Source organism: Pseudoduganella sp. UC29_106 (assembly GCF_044055365.1).
Classification (GTDB): Bacteria; Pseudomonadota; Gammaproteobacteria; order Burkholderiales; family Burkholderiaceae_D; genus Rugamonas.
Genome location: NZ_CP171977.1, coordinates 6577998 through 6603858 on the forward strand (window position 1 = coordinate 6577998; position 25861 = coordinate 6603858).

Annotated in this window: 16 protein-coding genes, 4 tRNA genes and 4 pseudogenes; 4 read left to right on the top strand and 20 right to left on the bottom strand. The window is 62.5% G+C overall.

What is annotated here, in order from left to right:
* Positions 1-64: 64 nt before the first annotated feature.
* From rpoC to ACHMW6_RS32750, 13 genes and pseudogenes are all read right to left on the bottom strand, one after another.
* A complete protein-coding gene (rpoC, locus tag ACHMW6_RS32690; RefSeq protein WP_395403414.1) occupies positions 65-4288 on the bottom strand; it encodes a DNA-directed RNA polymerase subunit beta' in 4224 nt (1407 codons plus the stop codon).
* Between the two features lie 117 nt (positions 4289-4405).
* Positions 4406-8515, bottom strand: coding sequence for a DNA-directed RNA polymerase subunit beta (gene rpoB / locus ACHMW6_RS32695; protein ID WP_395403416.1), 4110 nt, complete (start codon positions 8513-8515; stop codon positions 4406-4408).
* A gap of 198 nt (positions 8516-8713) precedes the next feature.
* Positions 8714-9091 carry a 50S ribosomal protein L7/L12 gene (gene rplL, locus ACHMW6_RS32700; RefSeq protein ID WP_395403418.1) on the bottom strand — a complete coding sequence of 126 codons (378 nt, stop codon included), beginning with the start codon at positions 9089-9091 and terminating at the stop codon, positions 8714-8716.
* Positions 9092-9155: 64 nt separating this feature from the next.
* A pseudogene (gene rplJ / locus ACHMW6_RS32705) lies at positions 9156-9654 on the bottom strand (50S ribosomal protein L10).
* 243 nt (positions 9655-9897) lie between these two features.
* Entirely contained in the window at positions 9898-10593 is a 696-nt protein-coding gene (gene rplA, locus ACHMW6_RS32710) for a 50S ribosomal protein L1 (protein ID WP_395403420.1), read from the bottom strand.
* Between the two features lie 2 nt (positions 10594-10595).
* Positions 10596-11026, bottom strand: a pseudogene (gene rplK / locus ACHMW6_RS32715) (50S ribosomal protein L11).
* Between the two features lie 98 nt (positions 11027-11124).
* On the bottom strand, positions 11125-11724 hold the full coding sequence (gene nusG, locus ACHMW6_RS32720; protein WP_395403422.1) for a transcription termination/antitermination protein NusG: 600 nt from the start codon (positions 11722-11724) through the stop codon (positions 11125-11127).
* A complete protein-coding gene (gene secE, locus ACHMW6_RS32725) occupies positions 11724-12107 on the bottom strand; it encodes a preprotein translocase subunit SecE (RefSeq protein ID WP_395403424.1) in 384 nt (127 codons plus the stop codon). The genes nusG and secE overlap by 1 nt, the downstream gene beginning before the upstream one ends.
* A gap of 36 nt (positions 12108-12143) precedes the next feature.
* Positions 12144-12219 (bottom strand) — tRNA-Trp (locus ACHMW6_RS32730).
* A 78-nt stretch (positions 12220-12297) separates the two neighbouring features.
* A pseudogene (gene tuf, locus ACHMW6_RS32735) lies at positions 12298-13489 on the bottom strand (elongation factor Tu).
* Between the two features lie 69 nt (positions 13490-13558).
* Positions 13559-13633 (bottom strand) — tRNA-Thr (locus ACHMW6_RS32740).
* A 31-nt stretch (positions 13634-13664) separates the two neighbouring features.
* Positions 13665-13738, bottom strand: a tRNA-Gly gene (locus tag ACHMW6_RS32745).
* Between the two features lie 41 nt (positions 13739-13779).
* A tRNA-Tyr gene (locus ACHMW6_RS32750) sits at positions 13780-13865 on the bottom strand.
* 203 nt (positions 13866-14068) lie between these two features.
* Between ACHMW6_RS32750 and ACHMW6_RS32755 the strand changes: the two genes are divergently transcribed.
* Together ACHMW6_RS32755 and ACHMW6_RS32760 are read left to right on the top strand one after the other, a co-directional pair.
* The gene (locus ACHMW6_RS32755; protein ID WP_395403427.1) at positions 14069-17104 is read left to right on the top strand and encodes a diguanylate cyclase domain-containing protein; all 3036 of its coding nucleotides are present in this window, start codon (positions 14069-14071) and stop codon (positions 17102-17104) included.
* On the top strand, positions 16986-17315 hold the full coding sequence (locus tag ACHMW6_RS32760; protein WP_395403429.1) for an EAL domain-containing protein: 330 nt from the start codon (positions 16986-16988) through the stop codon (positions 17313-17315). Before ACHMW6_RS32755 ends, ACHMW6_RS32760 begins: the two co-directional genes overlap by 119 nt.
* A 6-nt stretch (positions 17316-17321) precedes the next feature.
* Here the strand turns inward: ACHMW6_RS32760 and ACHMW6_RS32765 are convergent, their stop codons facing one another.
* The 4 genes and pseudogenes from ACHMW6_RS32765 to ACHMW6_RS32780 all read right to left on the bottom strand — a co-directional run bounded on the left by ACHMW6_RS32765 (position 17322) and on the right by ACHMW6_RS32780 (position 22262).
* Positions 17322-18845 carry an HDOD domain-containing protein gene (locus ACHMW6_RS32765; RefSeq protein WP_395403431.1) on the bottom strand — a complete coding sequence of 508 codons (1524 nt, stop codon included), beginning with the start codon at positions 18843-18845 and terminating at the stop codon, positions 17322-17324.
* Positions 18846-18894: 49 nt separating this feature from the next.
* A complete protein-coding gene (locus ACHMW6_RS32770) occupies positions 18895-19707 on the bottom strand; it encodes a hypothetical protein (RefSeq protein WP_395408806.1) in 813 nt (270 codons plus the stop codon).
* Between the two features lie 532 nt (positions 19708-20239).
* Positions 20240-20548, bottom strand: a pseudogene (locus ACHMW6_RS32775) (response regulator); the annotation flags it as partial.
* A gap of 52 nt (positions 20549-20600) precedes the next feature.
* Positions 20601-22262, bottom strand: a complete 1662-nt coding sequence (locus ACHMW6_RS32780) for a DUF3369 domain-containing protein (protein ID WP_395403433.1) — start codon at positions 22260-22262, stop codon at positions 20601-20603.
* 102 nt (positions 22263-22364) lie between these two features.
* Between ACHMW6_RS32780 and ACHMW6_RS32785 the strand changes: the two genes are divergently transcribed.
* The gene (locus ACHMW6_RS32785; protein WP_395403435.1) at positions 22365-22850 is read left to right on the top strand and encodes a chemotaxis protein CheW; all 486 of its coding nucleotides are present in this window, start codon (positions 22365-22367) and stop codon (positions 22848-22850) included.
* Positions 22851-22858: 8 nt separating this feature from the next.
* On the opposite strand, the gene ACHMW6_RS32790 is transcribed toward ACHMW6_RS32785, so the two are convergent.
* From ACHMW6_RS32790 to ACHMW6_RS32800, 3 genes are all read right to left on the bottom strand, one after another.
* Complete coding sequence (locus tag ACHMW6_RS32790) at positions 22859-23152, bottom strand: hypothetical protein (RefSeq protein ID WP_395403437.1); 294 nt, start codon at positions 23150-23152, stop codon at positions 22859-22861.
* A gap of 272 nt (positions 23153-23424) precedes the next feature.
* Positions 23425-23697, bottom strand: a complete 273-nt coding sequence (locus tag ACHMW6_RS32795; RefSeq protein ID WP_395403439.1) for a hypothetical protein — start codon at positions 23695-23697, stop codon at positions 23425-23427.
* 169 nt (positions 23698-23866) lie between these two features.
* On the bottom strand, positions 23867-25009 hold the full coding sequence (locus ACHMW6_RS32800) for a class I SAM-dependent methyltransferase (protein WP_395403441.1): 1143 nt from the start codon (positions 25007-25009) through the stop codon (positions 23867-23869).
* A gap of 50 nt (positions 25010-25059) precedes the next feature.
* Here ACHMW6_RS32800 and ACHMW6_RS32805 point away from each other — a divergent pair, with 50 nt between their 5' ends.
* Complete coding sequence (locus tag ACHMW6_RS32805) at positions 25060-25839, top strand: SDR family oxidoreductase (protein WP_395403443.1); 780 nt, start codon at positions 25060-25062, stop codon at positions 25837-25839.
* Positions 25840-25861: the final 22 nt, after the last annotated feature.

The following is a 25861-nucleotide window of genomic DNA, read 5'->3' on the forward strand; positions in this document are numbered from 1 at the left end:
AGCAAGCCGCCGCGGCAAAAAAAAACGCCACCCGAAGGTGGCGTTTTTGTCAGCGGGAGGAAGCTTATGCTTCGTCGCTGTGGTGCGGTTCGTCCGCTGGCAGTTCGGCCACGATGGCGGCGCGTTCGGCGTCGAGCAGCGCCTTGCGCTCTTCGGCTTCCCACACTTCCTTCTCCTTGCGGGCGCGGTGGAAGGCCAGACCGGTACCGCCCGGGATCAGGCGGCCGACGATCACGTTTTCCTTCAGGCCGCGCAGGCCGTCGCGCTTGCCCATGATCGCAGCTTCGGTCAGCACGCGGGTGGTTTCCTGGAACGATGCGGCCGAGATGAAGGAGTCGGTCGACAGCGATGCCTTGGTAATACCCAGCAGCACGTTCTCGTAGGTCGCCGGCAGTTTGCCTGCGGCCACGGCCTTGTCGTTTTCTTCCAGCAGCTCGGAACGCTCCACCTGCTCGCCGACGATGTAGTCGGTGTCGCCAGCCTGGACGATCTGAACACGGCGCAGCATCTGGCGAACGATCACCTCGATGTGCTTGTCGTTAATCTTCACGCCCTGCAGACGGTACACGTCCTGCACTTCGTCAACGATGTAGCGCGCCAGGGCTTCGATACCCAGCAGACGCAGGATGTCTTGCGGATCGGCCGGGCCGTCCACGATCATCTCGCCCTTGTTCACCACCTGGCCGTCGTGCACCAGCACTTGCTTGTCCTTGGTAATCAGGAACTCGTGCTTGTTGCCGTCCATGTCGGTGATTTCCAGACGCTGCTTGCCCTTGGTTTCCTTACCGAAGGCCACGGTACCGGTGACTTCCGCCAGCATGCCCGCGTCTTTCGGCGAACGTGCTTCGAACAGCTCGGCAACGCGCGGCAGACCACCGGTAATGTCACGGGTTTTCTGCGATTCGGTCGGGATACGTGCCAGCACTTCACCCACCGACACTTGCTGGCCATCTTTCACCATGATCAGCGCGCCTACCTGGAAGCCGATCGCCACGGCGTGTTCCGTGCCGGCGATCTTCACTTCCTGGCCGTCTTCGTTCAGCAGTTTCACCTGCGGACGCATGGCCTTGCCCGGCGAGCCACGACGCTTGGCGTCGATCACCACCAGGGTTGCCAGACCGGTCACGTCGTCCACCTGACGGGCCACGGTCACGCCTTCTTCGACATTCTCGAAACGCACCGTACCGGCGTATTCGGTAATGATCGGACGGGTCAGAGGGTCCCAGGTTGCCAGAGGAGCGCCGGCCTTGACGGTCATGCCATCCTTGACGATCAAGGTCGCACCGTACGGCACCTTGTGACGCTCGCGCTCACGGCCGTGGTCGTCGGTGATCAGCACTTCGCCGGAACGGGAAATGACGATCTGCGCGCCCTTGCCGTTGGTGACGTAACGCATGGTCGCGGTGAAACGGATGATACCGTTCGACTTCGCTTCCACCGAGGACGCCACTGCCGCACGCGATGCCGCACCGCCGATGTGGAAGGTACGCATGGTCAGCTGGGTACCCGGCTCACCGATCGACTGCGCTGCCACCACGCCGACCGCTTCGCCGGAGTTCACCAGCAGGCCGCGGCCCAGGTCGCGGCCGTAGCACTTGGCGCACAGACCGTAACGGGTTTCGCAGGTCAGCGGCGTACGGACTTTCACCTCGTCGATGCCCAGACGTTCGATCTCTTCGACCATGTCTTCGTCCAGCAGCGAGCCGGCTTCGTACAGGGTTTCCTGGGTTTCAGGATTGACCACGTCGGTACCGGCCACGCGGCCGAGGATACGGTCGCGCAGGGCTTCGATCACTTCACCGCCTTCGACCATCGCCTTCATCTGCGTGCCGTTGGAAGTGCCGCAATCGTCCTCGGTCACCACCAGATCCTGGGTCACGTCCACCAGACGGCGGGTCAGGTAACCGGAGTTTGCAGTCTTCAGCGCGGTGTCGGCCAGACCTTTACGGGCGCCGTGCGTCGAGATGAAGTACTGCAGAACGTTCAGGCCTTCGCGGAAGTTCGCGGTAATCGGCGTTTCAATAATGGAGCCGTCCGGCTTCGCCATCAGGCCTCGCATACCGGCCAGCTGACGGATCTGGGCAGCGGAACCACGTGCGCCCGAGTCGGCCATCATGTAAATCGCGTTGAACGATTCCTGGGTCGACTGGGTGCCGTCGCGGCGCACCACGTCTTCCACCTTCAGCTGGTCCATCATCGCCTTGCCGACTTCATCGGAGGTCTTGCCCCAGATGTCGACGACCTTGTTGTAGCGCTCGCCCGCGGTCACCAGACCGGAAGCGTATTGCTGCTCGATCTGCTTGACTTCGGATTCGGCGGTCGCGATCAGGGTCTTCTTCACGTCCGGCACCAGCATGTCGTCCACGCAGATGGAGATACCGGCGCGGGTCGCCAGGCGGAAGCCCGACTGCATCAGCTGGTCGGCAAACACCACGGTCGCGCGCAGGCCGCACTTGCGGAAGGACGTGTTGATCAGCTTCGAGATTTCCTTCTTCTTCAGCGCGCGGTTCAGCACGGAGAATGGCAGGCCCTTCGGCAGGATCTCGGACAGGATCGCACGGCCGACGGTGGTCTCGTAACGGGTCAGGGTACGCACGAATTCGCCGGTGGCCGGATCTTTCGGGTTTTCCACGATACGCACGGTGATGCGGGTCGCCAGTTCCACTTCCTTGTTGTCGTAGGCGCGGATCACTTCGGACACGTCCGGGAACAGCATGCCTTCGCCCTTGGCGTTGATCGCCTCGCGGGTCGCGTAGTACAGGCCCAGCACGATATCCTGGGACGGCACGATCGACGGTTCGCCGTTGGACGGGAACAGGATGTTGTTCGACGCCAGCATCAGGGTGCGCGCTTCCATCTGAGCTTCGATGGACAGCGGCACGTGAACTGCCATCTGGTCACCGTCGAAGTCAGCGTTGAAGGCGGCGCAGACCAGCGGGTGCAGCTGGATCGCCTTGCCTTCGATCAGCACCGGCTCGAACGCCTGGATACCCAGACGGTGCAGGGTCGGCGCACGGTTCAGCATGATCGGATGTTCGCGGATCACTTCTTCCAGGATGTCCCACACCACCGGTTCCTGTTGCTCAACCAGTTTCTTGGCAGCCTTGATGGTGGTCGCGAGACCCATCAGTTCCAGCTTGTTGAAGATGAAGGGCTTGAACAGTTCCAGGGCCATCAGCTTCGGCAGGCCGCACTGGTGCAGTTTCAGCTGCGGACCCACCACGATCACGGAACGGCCGGAGTAGTCTACGCGCTTACCCAGCAGGTTCTGACGGAAGCGGCCGCCCTTACCCTTGATCATTTCAGCCAGCGACTTCAGCGGACGCTTGTTGGCGCCGGTCATCGCCTTGCCGCGACGGCCGTTGTCCAGCAGCGAGTCCACTGCTTCCTGCAGCATGCGCTTTTCGTTACGCGTAATGATTTCCGGAGCGCGCAGTTCCATCAGGCGCTTCAGACGGTTGTTACGGTTGATGACGCGGCGATACAGGTCGTTCAGGTCGGAGGTCGCAAAGCGGCCGCCATCCAGCGGGACCAGCGGACGCAGTTCCGGCGGCAGCACCGGCAGCACTTCCATGATCATCCAGTCCGGCTTGATGCCGGAACGCTGGAACGCTTCCAGCACTTTCAGGCGCTTGGCGTACTTCTTGATCTTCGCTTCGGACTTCGATTCCTTCAGTTCCACGCGCAGGGCTTCGGCATCGCGGTGGATGTCGATGGAGCGCAGCAGTTCGCGGATACCTTCAGCGCCCATGAAGGCAGTGAAGTCGTCGCCGTACTCTTCGTACTTGGCGGCGTAATCATCTTCCGACATGATCTGGCACTTCTTCAGCGGGGTCATGCCAGGATCGGTCACAACGTATGCTTCGAAGTACAGCACGCGCTCGATATCGCGCAGGGTCATGTCCAGGACCATACCCAGACGCGACGGCAGCGATTTCAGGAACCAGATGTGGGCGACCGGCGAAGCCAGTTCGATGTGGCCCATGCGCTCACGGCGCACCTTGGCCAGCGTGACTTCAACGCCGCACTTTTCGCAGATGACGCCGCGGTGCTTCAGGCGCTTGTACTTGCCGCACAGGCACTCGTAGTCCTTGATCGGGCCAAAGATCTTGGCGCAGAACAGGCCGTCGCGCTCAGGCTTGAAGGTACGGTAGTTGATGGTCTCAGGCTTCTTGACTTCGCCGTAAGACCAGGAACGAATTTTTTCAGGCGAGGCCAGACCGATCTTGATCGCGTCGAAGGACTCGTTTTGCTGTACTTGCTTGAATAGATCCAGCAGTGCTTTCATGTATCACTCCAGGTAGTGATGAATTCTTAAACTTGCGCGTTGGTGACTTCTTTAAAACCCGAGGCGGAAACCTGGTGTCAGACACATCGTGTCTGACACCTGCTTCTGCCGGTGGTTTTAGTTGCGTTCCAGGTCGATATCGATACCCAGGGAACGGATCTCTTTCACCAGCACGTTGAACGATTCCGGCATGCCGGCATCGATCACGTGATCGCCCTTGACGAGGTTCTCGTACACTTTGGTACGGCCGTTCACGTCGTCGGACTTCACGGTCAGCATTTCTTGCAGCACGTACGATGCGCCGTAAGCTTCCAGAGCCCACACCTCCATCTCACCGAAGCGCTGACCGCCGAACTGGGCTTTACCGCCCAGAGGCTGCTGCGTCACCAGCGAGTAAGGACCGGTCGAACGCGCGTGCATCTTGTCGTCCACCAGGTGGTGCAGCTTCAGCATGTGCATCACGCCCACGGTGACCTTTCGCTCGAAGGCTTCGCCGGTGCGGCCGTCGTACATGGTGACCTGGTTCTTGGAGTCGGTCATGCCCAGCTTGGTTGCGATCTCGTCCGGATACGCCAGGTCCAGCATGCGGCGGATTTCGGATTCGTGCGCACCGTCGAACACCGGGGTCGCGAACGGCACACCCTTCTTCAGGTTGGCCGCCAGCGACATGATTTCCTCGTCGCTGAAGTTGGCGATGTCTTCCTTCGAACCGGTCTCGTTGTACACGGTGGTCAGGTACTTGCGCATCTCTTCAACCTTGATCTGCGCCTGCAGCATTTCGCCGATACGGATGCCCAGGCCCTTCGCTGCCCAGCCCAGGTGGGTTTCCAGGATCTGGCCCACGTTCATACGGGACGGAACGCCCAGCGGGTTCAGCACCACGTCGGCCGGGGTGCCGTCTGCCATGTAAGGCATGTCTTCCACCGGAACGATACGCGAGACCACACCCTTGTTACCGTGGCGGCCTGCCATCTTGTCGCCGGACTGCAGGCGGCGCTTCACGGCCAGGTAAACCTTGACCATCTTCTGCACGCCAGGCTGCAGCTCGTCGCCCTGGGTCAGCTTCTTGCGCTTCTCTTCGAAGGCCAGGTCGAACTGGTGGCGCTTCTCGTTGATGGATTCCTTGATGGCTTCCAGCGCGGTCGCAGCGGTGTCTTCCGCCGGACGGATGTCGAACCAGTGGAACTTGTCCAGATCGTCCAGGTATTCCTTGGTGATCTTGGCGCCTTTCGCCAGCTTCTTCGGACCGCCGTTCACGACCTGGCCGATCAGCATCTTTTCCAGACGCTGGAAGGCGTCGCCTTCCACGATACGCATCTGGTCGTTCAGGTCCAGGCGGAAGCGCTTCAGTTCATCGTCGATGATCTGCTGGGCGCGCTTGTCGCGCGGGATGCCTTCGCGGGTGAACACTTGCACGTCGATCACGGTGCCGACCATGCCCGAAGGCACGCGCAGCGAAGTGTCTTTCACGTCGGAGGCTTTTTCGCCGAAGATCGCGCGCAGCAGCTTCTCTTCCGGAGTCAGCTGGGTTTCGCCCTTCGGGGTCACCTTGCCGACCAGGGTGTCGCCGGCCTGCACTTCAGCGCCGATGTACACGATGCCGGATTCGTCCAGGCGGGCCAATTGGTTCTCGGCCAGGTTGGAGATATCGCGGGTGATTTCTTCAGGGCCCAGCTTGGTGTCGCGGGCCACCACGGACAGTTCTTCGATGTGGATCGAGGTGTAACGGTCGTCTTTCACGACGTTTTCCGAAATCAGGATCGAGTCCTCGAAGTTCAGGCCGTTCCATGGCATGAAGGCCACGGTCATGTTCTGGCCCAGCGCCAGTTCGCCCAGGTCGGTCGATGCGCCGTCGGCAATCACGTCGCCCTTGGCCACGCGGTCGCCCACTTGCACGATCGGACGCTGGTTGATGTTGGTGTTCTGGTTGGAACGGGTGTACTTGATCAGGTTGTAGATGTCGACACCGACTTCGCCAGCCTGTGCTTCTTCATCGTTCACGCGGATCACGACGCGGCCCGCGTCGATGTAGTCCACCACGCCGCCGCGCAGCGCCTGCACGGTGGTGCCGGAGTCGACTGCCACGGTGCGCTCGATGCCGGTACCGACCAGCGCCTTTTCAGGACGCAGGCAAGGCACAGCCTGGCGCTGCATGTTGGCGCCCATCAGTGCACGGTTCGCGTCATCGTGCTCCAGGAATGGAATCAGCGAGGCTGCCACGGACACGATCTGGCCCGGGGCCACGTCCATGTACTGCACGCGTTCCGGCGACACCAGGATGGTCTCGCCCGCTTCACGGGACGATACCAGCTCGTCGACCAGTTGGCCGTCTTCATTCACTTTAGCGTTTGCCTGGGCGATGATGTAACGGCCTTCTTCGATGGCGGACAGGTAATCGATCTTGTCGGTCACCTTGGAACCTTCGACCTTGCGGTACGGGGTTTCCAGGAAGCCGTATTCGTTCAGGCGGGCATACAGTGCCAGCGAGTTGATCAGGCCGATGTTCGGGCCTTCAGGCGTCTCGATCGGGCACACGCGGCCGTAGTGGGTCGGGTGCACGTCGCGCACCTCGAAGCCGGCGCGTTCGCGCGTCAGGCCGCCCGGGCCCAGAGCGGAAACACGGCGCTTGTGGGTGATCTCGGACAGCGGGTTGGTCTGGTCCATGAACTGCGACAGCTGGGACGAACCGAAGAACTCACGGATGGCAGCCGAAATCGGCTTGGAGTTGATCAGGTCGTGCGGCATCAGGTTGTCGGCTTCGGCCTGGCCCAGGCGTTCCTTGACGGCGCGTTCAACGCGCACCAGGCCGGCGCGGAACTGGTTCTCGGCCAGTTCGCCCACGCAGCGCACGCGGCGGTTACCCAGGTGATCGATATCGTCCACTTCGCCGCGGCCATTGCGCAGCTCGACGAGGATCTTGATGACGGCCAGCACGTCTTCGTTCGACAGCGTCATGGCGCCGGTCAGTTCATCACGGCCGATGCGGCGGTTGAACTTCATGCGGCCCACGGCGGACAGGTCGTAACGCTCAGGGCTGTAGAACAGGCCGTTGAACAGCGCTTCCACCGATTCTTCGGTCGGCGGTTCGCCAGGACGCATCATGCGGTAGATCGCCACGCGGGCGGCGGTCTGGTCGGCGGTGTCGTCGATACGCAGGGTCTGGGAAATGTAGCCGCCCTGGTCCAGGTCATTGGTGTACAGGGTCTGGATCTGGTTGATGCTGGCATCGCGCAGTTTGCCCAGGGTTTCCTCGGTCAGCTCGTCGTTGGCCAGGGCCACCACTTCGCCGGTTTCCGGATCAACGATGTTCTTGGCGAGCACACGGCCCAGCAGGTAGTCTTCCGGCACGGAGATGTGCTGGATGCCGGCCTGCTCGATTTCACGCACGTGCTTGGCGTTGATACGCTTGTCCTTGACCACGATGGTCTTGCCCGACTTCGGATCGACGATGTCGAAGCGCGCGACTTCGCCGCGCAGGCGTTCGGACACGAACTCCATCTCCGCCCCTTCCGAGCGCAGGTTGAAGTTGTCGAAGACAAAGAAGTTGGCCAGGATCTGTTCCGGCGTCATGCCGATCGCCTTCAGCAGGATCGATACCGGCATCTTGCGGCGGCGGTCGACGCGGAAGTACAGGATGTCTTTCGGGTCGAACTCGAAGTCCAGCCAGGAACCGCGGTAAGGGATGATACGGGCCGAGAACAGCAGCTTGCCGGAGGAGTGCGTCTTGCCGCGGTCGTGCTCGAAGAACACGCCCGGGGAACGATGCAGCTGAGAAACGATCACACGTTCGGTACCGTTGATGACGAACGAACCGGTGGTAGTCATCAGGGGCAGTTCGCCCATGTAGACTTCCTGTTCCTTCATTTCCTTGACGACCGGCTTGGTCGGCGATTCCTTGTCCAGGATCACCAGGCGCACCTTGGCGCGCAGCGGAGACGCGAAGGTCAGGCCGCGCAGCTGGCATTCCTTGACGTCGAAGGCGGGATCGCCCAGCACATAGGACAGAAATTCCAGGCGGGCAAAGCCGTTGTGGGAAACGATGGGGAAGATGGAGCTGAAAGCCGACTGCAGGCCTTCATTCTTGCGTGTGGCAGGTGGAGTGTGCTCCTGCAAGAAGTTTTCGTACGACTCGAGCTGGGTAGCCAGCAGGAACGGAACGTTGTGGACGTTGGCGCGCTTCGCAAAAGACTTGCGAATGCGTTTCTTCTCAGTAAATGAGTAGTGCATGGACACTCCGTGAGTGACAGGAAAGGGTAGAGGATTCAGGTTTTGGCTGGCACACGCCAGCGAAAACCTCAAGCCACTGAGCGAACAAACAACACTTACAACACAGACGACAAAGGAGCCAAAGGCGGACCCCTCCTTTCAGAGGAGATCCGCCGCTTGGCTTCCCACGTTTAGCGACTTGCGCCGCCTTACGCAAAATTACTTCAGATCGGCCTTGGCGCCAGCTTCTTCCAGCTTCTTCTTAGCGGCTTCAGCGTCAGCTTTCGACAGGGCTTCTTTCACGGTCTTCGGTGCGCCGTCAACCAGGTCCTTGGCTTCTTTCAGGCCCAGACCGGTGATTTCGCGAACTGCCTTGATCACGCCAACTTTGTTCGCGCCGACTTCGGACAGAACCAGGTTGAATTCGGTCTGCTCTTCAGCAGCAGCTGCACCAGCAGCGGCGCCGCCAGCAGCCGGAGCTGCCATTGCAGCGGCGGACACGCCGAACTTCTCTTCGAATGCCTTGACCAGTTCGTTCAGGTCCATCACGGACATTTCGCTCACTGCGTTCAGGATATCGTCTTTGCTAATTGCCATTTGAAACTCCTAATTTGTTTGTAATGCTACAGAATTGGTATTGACTAAGAAACGCAGCCAGCGATTAAGCGGCTTCGGTTTCTTTCTTGGCTGCCAGAGCAGCCAGACCACGTGCAAAGCCCGACACCGGAGCCAGCATAACGCCCAACAGCTGCGAGATGAGGACTTCACGGCTTGGAATGCTCGCCAGTGCGGTAACGCCAGCTACGTCGAGCTGTTTTACCTGCAAAGTTACCAGCCTTCACAACCAGCTTGTCGTTGGTTTTGGCGAAGTCGGCGACGACTTTCGCTGCAGCAACGGCATCATCCGAGATCGAGTAGATCAGCGGACCGGTCATGGAATCGGCCAGAGGGGCGAACTGCGTGCCTTCTACTGCACGACGTGCCAGGGTGTTCTTCAGAACACGGATGTACACGCCTTGCGCACGCGCTTTGGCACGGAGTTGAGTCAAGTGACCAACCTGGATGCCACGGTACTCGGCCACGACGATAGTTTGCGCAGTTGCTACTTTTGCGGAAACTTCGGCGACAACGGCCTTTTTGTCATTCAGATTGAGACCCACGGTCAACCTCCTTAAATGATGTCAGGCTTGCGCCCCACATCGGTTCGAACAACGGCGTCCGAGGTTTAGGAGTCCAATGGACTACAGAAACTTGTTCGGGTACACCATCTGCGTTGGGCGCCTTCCGGCGATTAACCCGATGCCTGCCTGCTGCATCGAGCCCAACGGTCTTTGAAGGCCTGGCAGGAAAACCCTGCCAGCCCAAAGATCCGCCCGGCGTTTCCACCGGGACTTAATTCTTTATTACGCTGCCAGGGTAGCGTGGTCCACGCGAACACCGGCGCCCATGGTCGAGGAAATCGACACTTTGCGCAGGTACACGCCTTTGGACGAAGCCGGCTTGGCCTTGTTCAGTGCGTCGATCAGAGCCAGCAGGTTGGTCTTCAGGTCAGCATCGGCGAAGGACTTGCGGCCGATGGTGGCGTGGATGATACCTGCCTTGTCGGTACGGTATTGAACCTGGCCGGCCTTGGCGTTCTTGACGGCGCCAGCCACGTCCGGGGTCACGGTGCCAACCTTCGGGTTCGGCATCAGGCCGCGCGGGCCCAGGATCTGACCCAGGGTACCCACGATACGCATGGTGTCCGGGGAAGCGATCACGATGTCGAAAGGCATGTCGCCGGCTTTGACGCGCTCGGCCAGGTCTTCCATACCCACCACGTCGGCGCCGGCTGCTTTAGCAGCTTCAGCCTTGTCGCCGGATGCGAACACAGCAACACGAACGGTCTTGCCGGTGCCGGCTGGCAGAACGACGGAACCACGCACCACCTGGTCGGACTTCTTCGGGTCCACGCCCAGCTGGACGGAGACGTCGATCGATTCGTTGAACTTGGCGGTAGCCAGCTCTTTCACCAGGGAAACAGCGTTGTCGAAGGCGTACACTTTGGTACGGTCTACTTTAGCCTTGATGGCTTGAGCGCGCTTGGACAGTTTTGCCATGATCAGATGCCCTCTACGGTGATGCCCATGGAACGTGCGGAACCAGCGATGGTGCGCACAGCCGCTTCCAGATCGGCAGCGGTCAGGTCCGGGGTCTTCAGTTTTGCGATTTCTTCCGCCTGAGCGCGGGTCAGCTTGCCAACCTTGTCGGTGTGCGGCTTGGGGAGCCTTTTTGCACGCCGGAGTGCTTCTTGATCAGGTAGGTCGCTGGCGGGGTCTTCATCACGAAGGTGAAGGACTTGTCCGCGAAGGCGGTGATGATCACAGGGATCGGCATGCCTGGTTCCATACCTTGGGTCTGCGCGTTGAACGCCTTGCAGAATTCCATGATGTTCAGGCCGCGCTGACCCAGGGCCGGGCCGATCGGAGGGGATGGGTTTGCCTTACCAGCTGGCACTTGCAGCTTGATAAAGCCAATGATTTTCTTTGCCATGTTGGGCACTTCCTATCGTTGGATTGAGTAGTAGCGCCCCGCACGCGGCGGGGCTCCTCTTGGTTGGCGGATTAGACGTTCCGCCGGGACGTGAATCTTTAGACCTTCTCGACCTGGCCGAACTCGAGTTCGACAGGCGTTGCGCGGCCGAAGATGGTGACCGATACACGCACCTTGGACTTCTCGTAGTTGACTTCCTCGACATTGCCGTTGAAGTCGGTGAACGGACCATCCTTGATGCGGACTTGCTCGCCCACTTCGTACAGCACTTTTGGACGCGGCTTTTCCACGCCTTCCTGCATCTGGTGCATGATCTTTTCGATCTCGCGCGCAGGAATCGGGGTCGGCTTGTTCGACTTGCCGCCAATGAAACCGGTCACCTTGCTGGTGTTCTTCACCAGGTGCCAGGTTTCGTCCGTCATTTCCATTTCAACCAGCACATAGCCCGGGAAGAAACGGCGTTCGGTAACGGACTTCTGGCCGTTGCGCACTTCAACGACCTCTTCAGTCGGAACCAGGATCTGGCCGAACTGTTCTTGCATGCCGGCGCGCTCGACGCGCTCCGTCAGGGCTCGCTGCACGCTCTTCTCCATGCCGGAGTAAGCGTGGACGACGTACCAGCGCTTGTTGCTGACCGGCGTGGAAACCGCCTGCTCAGGCTCTTCCTTGCCCGGCTCGTCTTGCACAATTTCGCTCATTATTTCTTCCAACCAAGGATTACGTCGTACAACAGGAATTCCAGCAATTTATCCGTGCCCCACAGGAACACAGCCATCACCAGCACAAAACCGAACACGATCAGGGTGATCTGGGTCGCTTCCTTGCGGGTCGGCCAGACCACCTTCTTGGTCTCGCGAATGGATTCCTTCGCGAAATTCATGAATTCGCGACCAGTGGTCGAGGTGTACGCGATGCCGGCGGAAATGAGCAAACCAACCACAAGCGCGGCTGCCCGCACAAGGGTTGGTTGACCTGCCAGGTAGAAGAACCCGACTACGCCCGCAACCAGCGCAACCACTGCCAGCACGACTTTGAACTTATCGTTCGTCGTGCTAACGGTTTGCACGGATTGATTAGACATTTACTTTTTACTTTCGGTGCCCTGCACCAGATTCGGTGGCAGGGGCGGAGGGCATCGAACCCCCAACCTTCGGTTTTGGAGACCGACGCTCTGCCAATTGAGCTACGCCCCTACGTGTAAAACTTTATCAGTGGAATCCGTGATTCTAGCACCCATCACGGATGGGCGCTAGCCTTGGCCCGGATTCTTATCAGGCGATGATCTTGGCAACCACGCCGGCGCCGACGGTACGGCCGCCTTCGCGGATTGCGAAGCGCAGACCTTCTTCCATAGCGATCGGGGAGATCAGCTTGACGGTGATCGACACGTTATCGCCTGGCATAACCATTTCTTTATCGGCTGGCAGCTCGATGGAACCGGTCACGTCGGTGGTACGGAAGTAGAACTGCGGACGGTAGTTGTTGAAGAACGGGGTATGACGGCCGCCTTCATCTTTCGACAGAACGTAGATCTCACCGGTGAAGTGGTTGTGCGGCTTGATCGAGCCCGGCTTAGCCAGAACCTGACCACGCTGAACGTCTTCACGCTTGGTGCCGCGCAGCAGCAGGCCAACGTTGTCGCCGGCTTGACCCTGATCCAGCAGCTTGCGGAACATTTCCACGCCGGTGCAGGTGGTCTTGACGGTGTCGATGATACCAACGATTTCGATTTCTTCGCCGACCTTGATGATGCCGCGCTCAACACGACCGGTCACCACGGTGCCGCGGCCGGAGATCGAGAACACGTCTTCCACTGGCATCAGGAAGGTGCCGTCAACAGCGCGTTCCGGAGTCGGGATGTAGGTGTCCAGTGCATCGGCCAGACGCATGATGCAGTCTTCGCCCCATTTCGCCCGGCTGGCCTTCCAGGGCCATACGTGCGGAACCCTTGATGATTGGCAGGTCGTCGCCTGGGAACTCGTACTTGGAGAGCAGCTCGCGCACTTCCATTTCCACCAGCTCCAGCAGTTCAGCGTCGTCCACCAGGTCGCACTTGTTCAGGAACACGATGATGTAAGGAACGCCAACCTGACGCGCCAGCAGGATGTGCTCGCGGGTCTGCGGCATTGGGCCGTCAGCTGCGGAGCAAACCAGGATTGCGCCGTCCATCTGCGCAGCACCGGTAATCATGTTCTTGATGTAGTCGGCGTGGCCTGGGCAGTCAACGTGGGCGTAGTGACGTGCCTGGGTTTCGTACTCGACGTGCGCGGTGTTGATGGTGATGCCGCGTGCTTTTTCTTCTGGAGCAGCGTCGATCTGGTCGTAAGCTTTAGCTTCGCCGCCGAACTTCTTCGACAGAACAGTTGCGATTGCAGCGGTCAGGGTGGTCTTGCCATGGTCAACGTGACCGATGGTGCCAACGTTCACGTGCGGCTTAGTCCGCTCGAACTTTTCTTTTGCCATTTTAGACTCCTAACAATATGTAAGATTGCAGGGCACGTGCCCGTCTGTCGATCTGATACTTCTGAATTCTGGTGCCCTTGACGTGGATTGAACACGTGGCCTCTCCCTTACCAAGGGAGTGCTCTACCACTGAGCTACAAGGGCTTTGTTTGATGCCATGTATTGCGTGCCATACTGGAGCGGGTGAAGGGAATCGAACCCTCGTCTTAAGCTTGGAAGGCTTCAGCTCTACCATTGAGCTACACCCGCGAGGTCCGTATTACATTTTCTTCACTCTGTTCCTTGCAATCTGGTGGAGGGGACTGGATTCGAACCAGTGTACTCATAAGAGGGCAGATTTACAGTCTGCTGCCTTTAACCACTCGGCCACCCCTCCGCGAAGGAACCGCAGAGTATGAAGCAATTACAATCAACTGTCAACAAGCGCCGTGCGGCTTTCTGCACTGCGAAGCTGACCGTCTGCTTCGGGGCGAGATTGTAAGGGCTACGCCTGCAAATTTGCAAGTGTTGTTTTTAGGTTGCGATTTCGTCAGCTTGTACGACAATGTGGCACCCTGCTGTTTTCACCCGGAGTCCACCTTGACCACCCTGCCCCGGCGCCGCTGGCTGCTGGCCAACCTGCTGCTGCTTGCCGCCTACCTGGTGACGGGCCGCTTCGGCCTCTACCTCTCGCTGGCGCCCGGCTATGCCACTCCCCTCTTCCTGCCGGCCGGCATCGCGCTGGCGGCTGTCGCCAGCCGCGGCCCCGCCCTGCTGCCGGGCGTGGCGCTCGGCGCCCTGCTGGTCAACCTGTTGCCCCTGCCTGCTGCGCCCGATCCCTTTACCCTGCCCACAGCGTCGCAGGCCATGGCCGCCTTGTGCGCAGCGCTGGGCGCCAGCCTGCAGGCGGGGCTGGCGGCGCATGCCTTCCGCCGCTGGATCCGGCCCGACATCGGCGCCGGGCGCGACGTACTGCTGTTCCTGCTGCTGGCGCCCCTGGCCAGCCTGGTCAGCTCCACCGTGTCGATCGGCGGCGCCGCACTGGCCGGCGCCGTGGCAGTCGCCGATGCGCCGGCCAACTGGCTGGCCTGGTGGATTGGCGACGCAGTAGGCATGCTGCTGGCCGCGCCCCTGGTATGGATCGTCATCGCCGAACCGCGCGCCCTGTGGTGGCGCCGCCGCTGGCTGGTGGGCCTGCCCCTGCTGGTGCTGATGACCACCTTCATTGCCGTGTATGTGCAGGTGGCGCACTGGGAAGCGCAGCAGCGCATGCAGGGCTTCCGCCTCAAGGCGCAGCAGGTGGGCGACTTGCTGCAGGCCCGCTTCTCCGAGCATGAACGCTACCTGTACGCCATGTCGCGCGGCATCACGGTGTACGGCAACTTCATGACGCGCGACGACTTCCGCAAGTTCGCTTCCGGCTACCTCGACCAGCGCCCGGAGCTGTTGTCGATGGCCTGGCTGCGTCCCGTTGAACACGCCGACCGCGAGCGCTTCGAAGCATGGGCGCGCGTCGCAGCCGCACCCGATTTCCAGCTGCGCCAGTTTGCCCCGCAGGGCGAGAACATTCCCGCGCCGCGGCGCCCGCACTACCTGGTGGCCACCTTCATCGAGCCGCAGGAGCGCGCCCACTACCTGGGCGTGGACATCCTCGGCTCGCCGCAACGCGCCGGCGCGGTGGACGCCGCCCTGCGCAGCGGCTTTCCGGCGGCCAGCGCACCACACATGCTGATGCGGCGCGGCGCCGGCCGCGGCATCGTGCTGATGCAGGCCGTGCGCGCTGCGGACGGCGCGCCGCCGATGGGAGTGCTGCAACTGTCGCTGTACATCGAATCCTTCGTGCAGGTGGCGCTGCAGCAGGCCTACTTCCCCCATCTGCGCGTGAAGCTGGAAGACACGTCGGACGGCGCGCCCGTGATCGACCAGCTGGAGCGCGTGCCGCACCTGGACGCGGTGACGAGGACGCTGCACCTGGGCGGCCGCAGCTACCGCCTGACGATGGCGCCCACACTGGACTATGCGCTGCAGCAGCGCGGCTGGCAAAGCTGGACCGCGCTGACGGCCGGCCTGGCGCTGACCGGCCTGCTGGGCGCGCTGATGTTGCTGATCAGCGGCGAACGGGCCCAGATCCAGGCCCAGGTCAAGCAGAGCACGGCCCAGCTGCGCGAACGCGAGGCGCGCCTGCAGGCCATCCTCGACAAGGCGGCGGACGCTATCCTCACCATCGGCTGCGATGGCGCCATCCTGTCCGCCAATGCGGCGGCGGGCGATCTGTTCGGCCAGCGGCCGGACGCCCTGCGCGGCCAGCCGCTGGCGCGCTTCCTGCCGCTGCCGGAGGGCCAGGCGCCGGGCGCTTTCCTGCGGCATGTGGCCGAAGGCGACAGCCGCGAACACGAAGCCGAAGGACGGCGCAGCAATGGCGAAGCCTTCCCGCTCGCCCTTTCCGTCAGCGAGGTGGACCTGCCGGACGGCCATCTCTTCGTCACCATCCTGCATGACCTCACGGAGCAGCAGCGCGCCCAGGAGCGTATCTACCGCCTGGCCCATCACGATCCGCTGACCGGCCTGGATAACCGCCTCTCGCTCAACCTGCGCCTGGAACAGTTGCTGGCACAGACGCGCCGCAGCCGCGGCCAGGCGGCCGTGATGTTCCTCGACCTCGACCACTTCAAGAAGATCAACGATACCCACGGCCACCAGACGGGCGACCTGCTGCTGCAGGCCGTGGCGGACCGGCTGCGCGAGCTGCTGCGCGAAGTGGACACCATCGCCCGCCTGGGCGGCGACGAATTCATCGTCGTCACCAATGGCGCTGTCACGCCGGAAGACGCGGGCGCCATCGCGGTGCGCATCGTCGATGCGCTGGCGGCGCCCTTCCAGCTGGCGGGCAAGCTGATTCACAGCGGCACCAGCGTGGGCGTGGCCATGTTCCCGGCCGATGGCGATAATGCGGCCACCCTGCTGCGCCATGCCGATACCGCGATGTACGCCGCCAAGAGCCAGGGCCGCGGCAATTTCCAGTTCTTCCAGCCGGCCATGAACGCGGCCACGCACGAGCGCCTGCTGATGGAGAACCGCCTGCAACAGGGACTGGAGCAGCAGCAGTTCGAGCTTTATCTGCAGCCGCAGGTTGCGCTGTCCGACAGCCGCCTGCTGGGCGCAGAAGTGCTGCTGCGCTGGCATCATCCGGAGCTGGGCATGGTCAGCCCGAACCGCTTTATCCCCATCGCCGAGGAATCGGGCCTGATCCTGCCGCTGGGCGAATGGGTGTTGACGCGCGCCGTGCAGCTGCTGGACAAGTGGCGCGCCTCGGGCCTGGGCCATTTGCGGCTGGCGGTGAACCTGTCCGCCCGCCAGTGCCACGGCAGCGGCCTGCTGCCGCTGCTGGACCGCCTACTCGCCAACAGCGGTGTCGATGCCTCGCGGCTGGAACTGGAAATCACGGAATCGGCTGCCATGCAGGACCCCGGAACACAGCCGCCGCCTGCTGCGCGAACTGCGCCGGCGCGGCATCACCGTGGCCATCGACGATTTCGGCACCGGCTATTCCTCGCTCAGCTACCTGAAGCTGTTCGAGCTCGATCGCCTCAAGATCGACCGCGCGTTCGTGAAAGATATCGAGACCGATCCGAATGATGCGGCGATCGTGACGGCGACCATCGGACTGGCGCATTCATTGGGCTTGTCGGTGGTTGCGGAAGGTGTGGAAACCGAAGCGCAGGCGGCGTTTTTGCGCGGGAAGCATTGCGAGGAGGCACAGGGATATTTGTTCGCCCGGCCCATGCCCATCGCCGCGTTCGAAGCGCTGGCCGGAGCCGCAGCGCCGGCATACACGGCGGATCAATGATCCGCCCTACGGGGTCAGCGCCGCCAGAACTTGCCCTTTAAGCGCGCGGATCAGGGAGGTTTCGTCGGGAGGCACCCCCTCCGGCGCCGGCTGTGAACGATCCGCATAAAACAACCCCAGCTGCACCCCCTGCACGACCAAAGGCAGCACGATAAAGCTGCGCGCATCCGGCAGCAGCTTCAAGTGCCACTCCGGCAGCAGATCGCGGATCTTCGGCACGGACGCATCAGCGATCATCAAGTCCGCATCATTCTCCATCGCCAGATGAAAGAGATCCTTGCCCTGCAAGGGAAACGCGAACCTCGTGGCGCGCTGCACATGCTGCTCGCCGAAGGCGATGCGCGCCCGGAACTGGCCGCTCTTCACATCCTTCAGCGCCACCGTCGCAAAGCGGAAGCCCATGCTGCGATACAGCGTCTCCAGCACCGCCTGGATCAGCTCATTGACCTTGCTGCGTCCCGTTGCGCGCATCTGCGTGACTTCCTGCACGCCCGACAGCAGCAGCTCGCGCGCATGGAAAGGCTTGCCGCTCGGGTAGACGCCCTCCTGCTCGCTCTCGCCCGCATCCATGGTGGCCAGCGCCAGCACATTCGGCAGCCCTTCATGCGCTTCCTCACCGGCCTCCTCCTGCGGGCCGAGCTGCATGCTGTCCAGCAGCGCGTCCATATTGCGCCGCACGGTAAAGAACAGCTGCTCGATCTGCTCGCGTTCCAGGTTCAGCGCGGGACCATAGCGTTGCGTCAGCAGGCGCGCATCGTCCGGCGCCGGGCCGCTCTTGCGCGCCACGGCGCGCGCTGCGTCCATGCTGAAAGACACCACGGTACGCATCCACTCCGCGCGGTCGACCGGATCACGAATCACGCCCGGCGCCAGCGGCGCCACCGAGCGCACGATCACATCCGGAATCTTCCACTCCTTGAGGATGGCGGCGGACAGCGTGTCGTAGGTCGAGCCCAAAATCATCTGCGACGCCTGCGCCTGCGTATGCTGCCCAGTCGCCATCAGCTGGCCGATTTCGCGGAAACGCTCATGCTCGCGCGAGGCGATCAGCAGCGGCCCGATATTCTTGAACAGCGCGCCGATCGACGCTTCCTCCGCCTTCTGATAAGGGCTGAGGCGCGCCAGTTCGCGCCCCACCAGGCTGGCGCACAGCGCCGCCTCCAGCTCCGTGCGCACGCTCTGCGCGTGCTTGCTGTTGGCCAGCGTATCGACCAGCAGCATGGCCAGCGCCGTGGTTTTCACATTATCGAAACCAAGCAGCGAAATCGCGCGGGAGACGGTGGTGACGGCCATGCCGGCGGCGGTGCGGTATTGCGGCGTATTGGCCAGGCGCAGGATTTTCTGGGTCAGCGCGACATCGGACAGCACGTAATAAGCCAGGCTTTGCGTGCCCTGGTCTTCCGAGTCGGCCAGCTGCACGACGCGCGCGACGGACACGCCCAGGGCGAACAGGCCTTCGTCATCGCTGCAAAGCTTTTTCAGCAGCAGCCCGCGTACCGGCCGCCCCTCATCATGGGAATGTGGTGGCATTACTTTTTCGTTATAAGTAGATCAGGCCATTGTAGCGCCACAAGGCCGCCTAGATTGCGGCGCGCACGGCGGGAGAGGCGCCCCGGCCGGGCCGGATGTTGTATTTCTTCAAAATTTCCTGGTGCAGGCCGGCCAGCGCATGCAATTTCGGGTTGACGGGGTCGAGGCGGCGCACGCCGGCGATGAATTCCAGCGCGGACTTCCCCAGATGCTCGTCCCAGCCTGTGTTCTCCAGGCACTTCAGCACCGCCACGGCGGCGTTGAACACCACCTGCGGGTTGTCCGGCAGCTTGGCGACGGCTTCCGTCATCAGGTCCACGGCGCCACGGAAATCGCCCTCCTTCGCCAGGCGGGCGCCTTCGGCCACCATATCGCCCACCTCGGCCCGGCTCTCGTTGGCCAGGCGCGCGGCCAGTTCGCCGTGGCCGGTCTGCTCCATCATGCGCACGGCCTTGTCGATCGCCGCATTGCTGGCGGCATTGCGCATCACATCGCGCATCACTTCCGTGGCCTGCTCCTCCTTGCCCACTTCCAGGCAGGTGCGCGCCAGCTCCATCTTCATTTCGTTCGACAGCCCGGTGGCGCGTTTGCAGCCGGCCAGCGCGGAGTCGAGCGAAGCATTCATGCGCGCCTCGTTGCCCGTGTACTCGTGCAGCATGGCGGACGAAATCGCGCTGCACACTTCCGTGTTCTTCTGTCCCCCCAGCGACTTGTCGAGGTCGCGGATCACCGCCGCGGCCTGCACCGGATCGCCCTTCTTCACCAGCGTCTGGGCCAGGCGCGCATGGTCTTCCGGGTTGCGGAATTCCGAATAGCGCGCCTTGCTGACCACCTGCTTCAGCGCGCGTTCGGGCGGCTTCAACGTCGCCCGCTTCCAGCGCCACTTCGCCCAACCGGCGCAGGCGGCGCACCGCGTGCGGCGACAATTCCACCGCATCGTTCAGCACGGCCTGGGCCGCCGGCAGGTCGCCCTTCGCTTCATGGGTTTTCGCCAGCCAGTCGTAGGCGTCGAGAAAGCGTGCATTGTGGCCCAGTAGCTCTTCCAGCATCTCGCGCGCTTCCTCGTAGCGCTCGCGCAGGAACAGCGTCTTGGCCTGGCCCAGGCGGGCCCAATGGACGCGGCGGCTGTTCCACAACTCGGCGTAAACCGGTTCGGCCAGTTCCGGCTCGCCCAGTTGCAAATGCATTTCGGCGCGCAGGCGCATGAAGTCGGCGGAGAAGCGCGGCTGCGCCAGCTCGCCCGCTTCGCAGGCTTCGATGGCGGCGCGCTGGTCGCCCACTTCCACCAGCTGGTAGACGGGCAGCAGCGCCGTGCGCCGGTCCAGCGCGCGCCAGATGCGGTCCATCATATTGTCGGCGGCGAAGGGCTTCAGGATGTAATCGCTGGGCATCAGCTCGGCGGCGCTGACGACCTTGCTGAACTGGCCTTCGCCCGTGACCATGAAGAACATGGTGGCGGCGGAGATCAGCTTATGGTGGCGCAAGTCTTCCAGCATCTGCTGGCCGTCCTGGCCGGTTTCAAGATCGTACTCACAAAGGATCAGGTCGTAGCTCTTGCTGGCCAGGGCGCGGATGGCCTGGCCGGAGCTGGAGGCGTCATCGATGCGGCTCAGGCCGCACAGGTTCAGCATATTGTGAAGGCTGGCGCGCATGCCCGGGTGGGGTTCGATGATCAGCGCGCTGAGGCCCTTCAGTTCTTTCATGATATTTGGCGTAAACGGGGGCAATCCCCTCTCAAGGGCTGCCCCAAGTATATTACGCCGCAGTGAGAATTGGTGAGATTGGCCGGGCGGGCGCGGCGCGGCCGCCACAGCCACTGACTCTCAGTTGGGTTTGCTGATTTCGTCCGTGCCCAGTTTCGGGTCGCGCTCGATCACTTCCAGCAGCGCATCCACCACGTCCGGATCGAACTCGGGTGCCGCGGCGCGCCGTGATATAGCTCATCACATCCGGGTACGGCCACGGTTCCTTGTAGGGGCGCTCATGCAGCAGCGAATCGAAGACATCGACCACGGCCACGATGCGGGCGGACAGCGGAATGTCCTTGCCCTTCAGGCCGTTCGGGTAGCCCTGGCCATCGTAATGCTCGTGGTGGGCGCCCGCAATCTCGGCGCCATAGTGCAGGTAGCTGACGCCATCGACCATGTGGGCGGCGCGTTCGAGCACGCTGCGGCCGACGGCGGCGTGGGTCTGCATCAGCGCCCTCTCTTCTTCCGTATGCGGGCCCGGCTTCAGCAGGATGTGGTCCGGCGTGGCGACCTTGCCTACGTCGTGCAGGATGGAGGCGAGGCCGATCATGTCCACCAGCTGGGTCGTCAGCTGCGGATCGTCGATGCCGCGCTCCTTCATGCGCGCCGCGATCGCCGACGACAGGCGCTGCACGCGCCGCACATGGCCGCCGGTGCAGCCGTCACGGAACTCGGCCAGGTCGGCCAGTGCGACCACGGTCGCTTCCTGCGCCTTGCGCAACTGGCCGAACATGTAGAGATTGTCGAAGGCGGCGGCGATGCGCTCGCAGAACACTTCCAGCAGGTCGCGCTGGATCTGGGCCAGCGGCCAGGGCGGCGTGACGGAAATGGCCACGTCGCGGTTTTCCTGGGTGTGGATGTAGAGCACATTGGCCGGGTGTTCGAACTGGCTCTTCTTCTCGGCGAAAGCCTTGGCGATGGCCGGCCACAGCGTATGCTCATGCGGCATGCTCTCGTTCTCTGCCAGCGGCGCGTAATTGCCGGTGGCGGCCACCACGGTGGCGTCGCCGGTATCGACCTGCATCAGGCACAGCACGCCGTCCGCCCCCACATCGAGGATGGCGGATACCTGGTTCAGTACGCCGGACGCGAACTCGCGCAGCGAATGGATCTGGTACAGGTTGGTGGCGCCGGCCAGGATCTTGCCGAGGCCGATGCGGCTGCGCTCCAGCATGTTCAGGCTTTCATAAGCGCGCAGCGCGGAAATGACGGTGGTGAACAGCTTTTGCGTGGTCAGCTCAGTCTTGGCCTTGTAGTCGTTGATATCGTATTCGATGATCACGCGCTGCTCGGGCGCCTGGCCCGGCTGGCCGGTGCGCAGCACCACGCGCACGATGGAGTTGTGCAGCTCTTCGCGGATGCGGCGCGCCAGCAGCAGGCCGGCATCGTCCGTTTCCATCACCACATCGAGCAGCACGAGCGCGATATCGGGGGTATCGCGCAGGATATCGAAGGCTTCACGGCCGCTGTAAGCGGAAAACAGTTCCAGCTCGCGTCCCTTGAAGCTGACGTTGCGCAGGGCCAGGCGGGTAACGGCGTGCACATCCTGGTCGTCATCGACGATCAGGACGCGCCATTGGCGCTGGTCGGGTGCCGCCAGGGCGGTCTGCTTGTCATCGTCATCTTCTTCCAGCAGCCAGTCGTCCTCGACGGCGTTGGGGTCCGCCATACCATCTCCTTGATTTAAAATGCCGAATCGTCACAACCAGCATAATCAGAATTTAATTGTGTGACAATCGAAACTTTCCTCAACACCACGAAGGAGAAAGCCATGCAAGACAATCAAGTCGCGGCCGCCGACGGCCTGGGACGCGAGTTCCTGGCTTTCAAGCTGGGCAGTGAGGAATACGGCATCGATATCCTCAAAGTCCAGGAAATCCGGGGATATGAGGCTGTCACGCGCATTGCCAACGCGCCGGACTTCATCAAGGGCGTGATCAATCTGCGCGGCATCATTATTCCGCTGGTCGATATGCGCATCAAATTCAAGCTGGGTGACCCCGTCTATGACCAGTTCACCGTGGTCATCATCCTCAATATTAATGGCCGCGTGGTCGGCATGGTGGTCGATTCGGTGTCCGACGTGACCACGCTGACGCCGGACCAGATCCGCCCCGCGCCGGACTTGGGCACCGTCTTCAGCACCGAGTACATGATCGGCCTTGGCACCATCGATGAGCGCATGCTGATCCTGGTGGACATCAACAAGCTGATGTCGAGCGCCGAAATGGGATTGATCGACGGCCTGGCTACCTGATTCGGCGCTTAACTGGCAGCCTGCTTGGCCCGGCGGTCGGCGCAGCCGTTCTTGCCCGGGCCCAGGTCGATGTTCTGGTAGCGGATTTCGTACTTGCCGTTGGAGAGCTGATCGACCACCAGCTTGTCGTGCGCCTGCACGAAGGCATAGCGCACGTTGACGTGGCGCTCGAGGTCGTAAACCTTGATGAAGACGGCGGAGGCATTGCTGGCATTGTCCAGCGTCAACTGCATATCCTCGCCCTTGTTTCCGACCGGGAAACCATCCACATAGCCGGACTGGGCCGGCCAGGGGCTCGCCATTCGGCGCCACCAGGGTCGGGCTGTCATGTTCGCAATCGACGACCGAGCTCGGCAACACCACCTGGGACAGGGTCACGACCTTGATTGGCGGCGGTTTAGCCACGTTCGGTTCCGGCGAGTAAGGCTTGGCGACGGCCCAGCCATCGTCGCCCGTCTGGGCTTTCTCGACGCGGGGGAAGCTGCGGGTGGGCGTGGTGGTTGCGGTGGCCGTCAGCTCGGCGGCAGGTTTGCCGCCCCAGCCGGACGCCAGGACGGAAGAAACGCGGTGCGGCTCACCCACGGTCAACATGCCGCCCATCCAGCCCAGGGCCAGGCAGCCGCTCGAGCGAACCCCACAGCTTGAGGCGATGCTTCAGTTTCCGGCGGCGCGGGATATCGACGGGATGATCGGTCCAGCCCTGCTCAGCCGGCGGCGGATGCTGGCCCTCGTGCCTGGTGCTTTCCAGCCATTCCACTTCCCATTCTTCCTGGGCAATCCACTCATCGTGCTCCTTGCGCCGCACGGGATCGGCCAGGGCGCCGTACGCCGTGTTGACGATAGCCATGATGCGCGCCGCCTTTTCATCACCCGGATTCTTGTCCGGATGATATTCTGGCTCAGCGCCTTATAGGCGGCACGTATGACTTCCTGCGGCGCGCCGCGGGACACCTTCAGGTTGTCATAGTGAGTGTGGATCTTTCCCATCTCTTAATATTATCAGCGGCTGGCTGCCTCTACAAACGGTGGGTTCGATCCGCGCGCAGGAGTTCCTCAGGCAATTCCACGCCCTTGCCGACCGTCAGCACCTTGAACAGCTCGCCCATTTCAGCCGGGGACAGCAGCTTTTGCAGGGCATTGGCCTGAGGCAGGTAGCGCACGGCGTCCGACGGATCGGTGCGCAGCAGCAGTTCGCCCACGCCCACGCCGATCAGGAAGCCGGCCTGGCTGGCGTAGCCAAGCACCTCTGCCCCCGCCTCCTGGGCTGCCAGCGCCATCGCCGTAAAGTCGACGTGGGCTGTGATGTCCTGCAGGCCTGGCAGGTAGAAGGGATCCGGATGGGCGTGGTGGCGGTAGTGGCACATCAGCGTGCCGGTGGCGCGGTCGCCCAGATAGAATTCACGGGCCGGGAAGCCGTAGTCGAACAGCAGGGCTGCGCCCTTGCCCAGCATCCGTCCCAGCGTCGCCATGAATCCGCAGGCGGCGCCATGGACTTCGGTCACGTAGCCGACCGGCAGCGTGTCCTGGTCAGGAACTTGGCGCTCGATCTGCGCCGCCAGCGCGGCATCGGGCGCCACCGGCTGCCAGGCGAATGCGCCGTCGCGTACCGTGACGTGCAGCGCCTGCCAGCCCTGTTCGGTCAGCGTGACCACATCGACCGGCATGGCGTCGAGCACTTCATTGCCCAGGACAACGCCATCGAAGCGCTCCGGCAGCGTGTCCAGCCAGCGCACTTGCGGGAAATCCTTCAGGCGCTCCTGCTGGCGCGCGCGCAGCTCGCCGGACAGGTCGACAATCGAATAGCTCTCGACCGCCACGCCGGCCGCTGCCAGCTCGGTCAGCACATCGAAGGCCAGCTTGCCCGTGCCGGCCCCGAATTCGAGGATATGCGGCGCGCTTTGGGCGATAATAGCGGCTGTAGCGTGCGCCAGCGCCTGCCCGAACAGGGGCGTGAGCTCGGGCGCGGTTGTAAAATCGCCATCCCTGCCTAGCTTGGCGGAGCCGCCGCTGTAATAGCCCAGGCCGGGCGCATACAGCGCCTGTTCCATGAAGCGGGAGAAGGGAATTGCGCCGCCCTGCCGCTCGATATCGGCGGCGATCTGGCGCTGCAAGGCTTGGGACGCGGCCAGCGCGTCGGGAGAAGGTGCTGGTAAAGACATTCCGGCATTGTAGCGAATCGGCGTCTCCATGGGATCACACCGTACTTAATATGACGACAACACAGCCAGACAATTCGCCGCGCGTCGCCCTCGTCACGGGCGCCGGCAAGCGCCTCGGCCGCGCCATCGCCCTCGGGCTGGCGCGCGCAGGCTGGGACATCGCCGTCCACTACCGCCACTCGCACGACGAGGCGCGCGCCCTTGCGCATGAAATCGCCGCCCTGGGCCGGCGCGCGGTAATCCTCGACTGCGACCTGTCCGACGAAGCCGCCGCAAAGCAACTGGTGCCGCGCGCCGTGGTCGCGCTGGATGCCGTGCACTGCGTGGTCAACAACGCTTCCCTGTTCGATTACGACAGCCACTTCGACTTCGGCATCGAACGCTTCGACGCCCACATGCACGCCAACGTGGCCGCGCCAGTACTGCTGGCCCACGCCCTGTACGAAGCCACGCCGGAGCGCGGCGAGGCGGTCGTCATCAATCTGCTGGACCAGAAGCTTTATAATCTCAATCCCGATTTTCTGTCCTACACCCTGTCCAAGGCGGCGCTGGGCGCGGCCAACACGATGCTGGCCCAGGCGCTGGCGCCGCGCGTGCGGGTGGTGGGCGTGGCGCCGGGAATCACCATGGTGTCCGGCGACCAGAGCGAGGAAGGCTTCGCCAAGGCGCACAAACAGACGCCATTGGGCCGCTCCAGCACGCCGGAGGATATTGCCGCCGCTGTCGTCTATGCGGCCGGCGCACGCGCCATGACGGGCACGGTCTTGCTGGTCGATGGCGGCCAGCACCTGGTGCCGATGGAACGCGACGTGATGTTCGTCGCCAAATAATTTCAACTTTAAGGTTTACGCA

Bases quoted from the DNA above. Each gene is read 5' to 3' on its own strand.
- ACHMW6_RS32780 (WP_395403433.1), bottom strand. From the start codon at position 22,262: ATGGCGGACCCCAACGCCGTCGAGGACGACTGGCTGCTGGAAGAAGAT.
- ACHMW6_RS32800 (WP_395403441.1), bottom strand. From the start codon at position 25,009: ATGTCTTTACCAGCACCTTCTCCCGACGCGCTGGCCGCGTCCCAAGCC.
- rpoC (WP_395403414.1), bottom strand. From the start codon at position 4,288: ATGAAAGCACTGCTGGATCTATTCAAGCAAGTACAGCAAAACGAGTCC.
- rpoB (WP_395403416.1), bottom strand. From the start codon at position 8,515: ATGCACTACTCATTTACTGAGAAGAAACGCATTCGCAAGTCTTTTGCG.
- rplA (WP_395403420.1), bottom strand. From the start codon at position 10,593: ATGGCAAAACTGTCCAAGCGCGCTCAAGCCATCAAGGCTAAAGTAGAC.
- ACHMW6_RS32795 (WP_395403439.1), bottom strand. From the start codon at position 23,697: ATGGCTATCGTCAACACGGCGTACGGCGCCCTGGCCGATCCCGTGCGG.
- nusG (WP_395403422.1), bottom strand. From the start codon at position 11,724: ATGAGCGAAATTGTGCAAGACGAGCCGGGCAAGGAAGAGCCTGAGCAG.
- rplL (WP_395403418.1), bottom strand. From the start codon at position 9,091: ATGGCAATTAGCAAAGACGATATCCTGAACGCAGTGAGCGAAATGTCC.
- secE (WP_395403424.1), bottom strand. From the start codon at position 12,107: ATGTCTAATCAATCCGTGCAAACCGTTAGCACGACGAACGATAAGTTC.
- ACHMW6_RS32790 (WP_395403437.1), bottom strand. From the start codon at position 23,152: ATGGCGAGCCCCTGGCCGGCCCAGTCCGGCTATGTGGATGGTTTCCCG.
- ACHMW6_RS32765 (WP_395403431.1), bottom strand. From the start codon at position 18,845: ATGCCACCACATTCCCATGATGAGGGGCGGCCGGTACGCGGGCTGCTG.
- ACHMW6_RS32785 (WP_395403435.1), top strand. From the start codon at position 22,365: ATGCAAGACAATCAAGTCGCGGCCGCCGACGGCCTGGGACGCGAGTTC.
- ACHMW6_RS32805 (WP_395403443.1), top strand. From the start codon at position 25,060: ATGACGACAACACAGCCAGACAATTCGCCGCGCGTCGCCCTCGTCACG.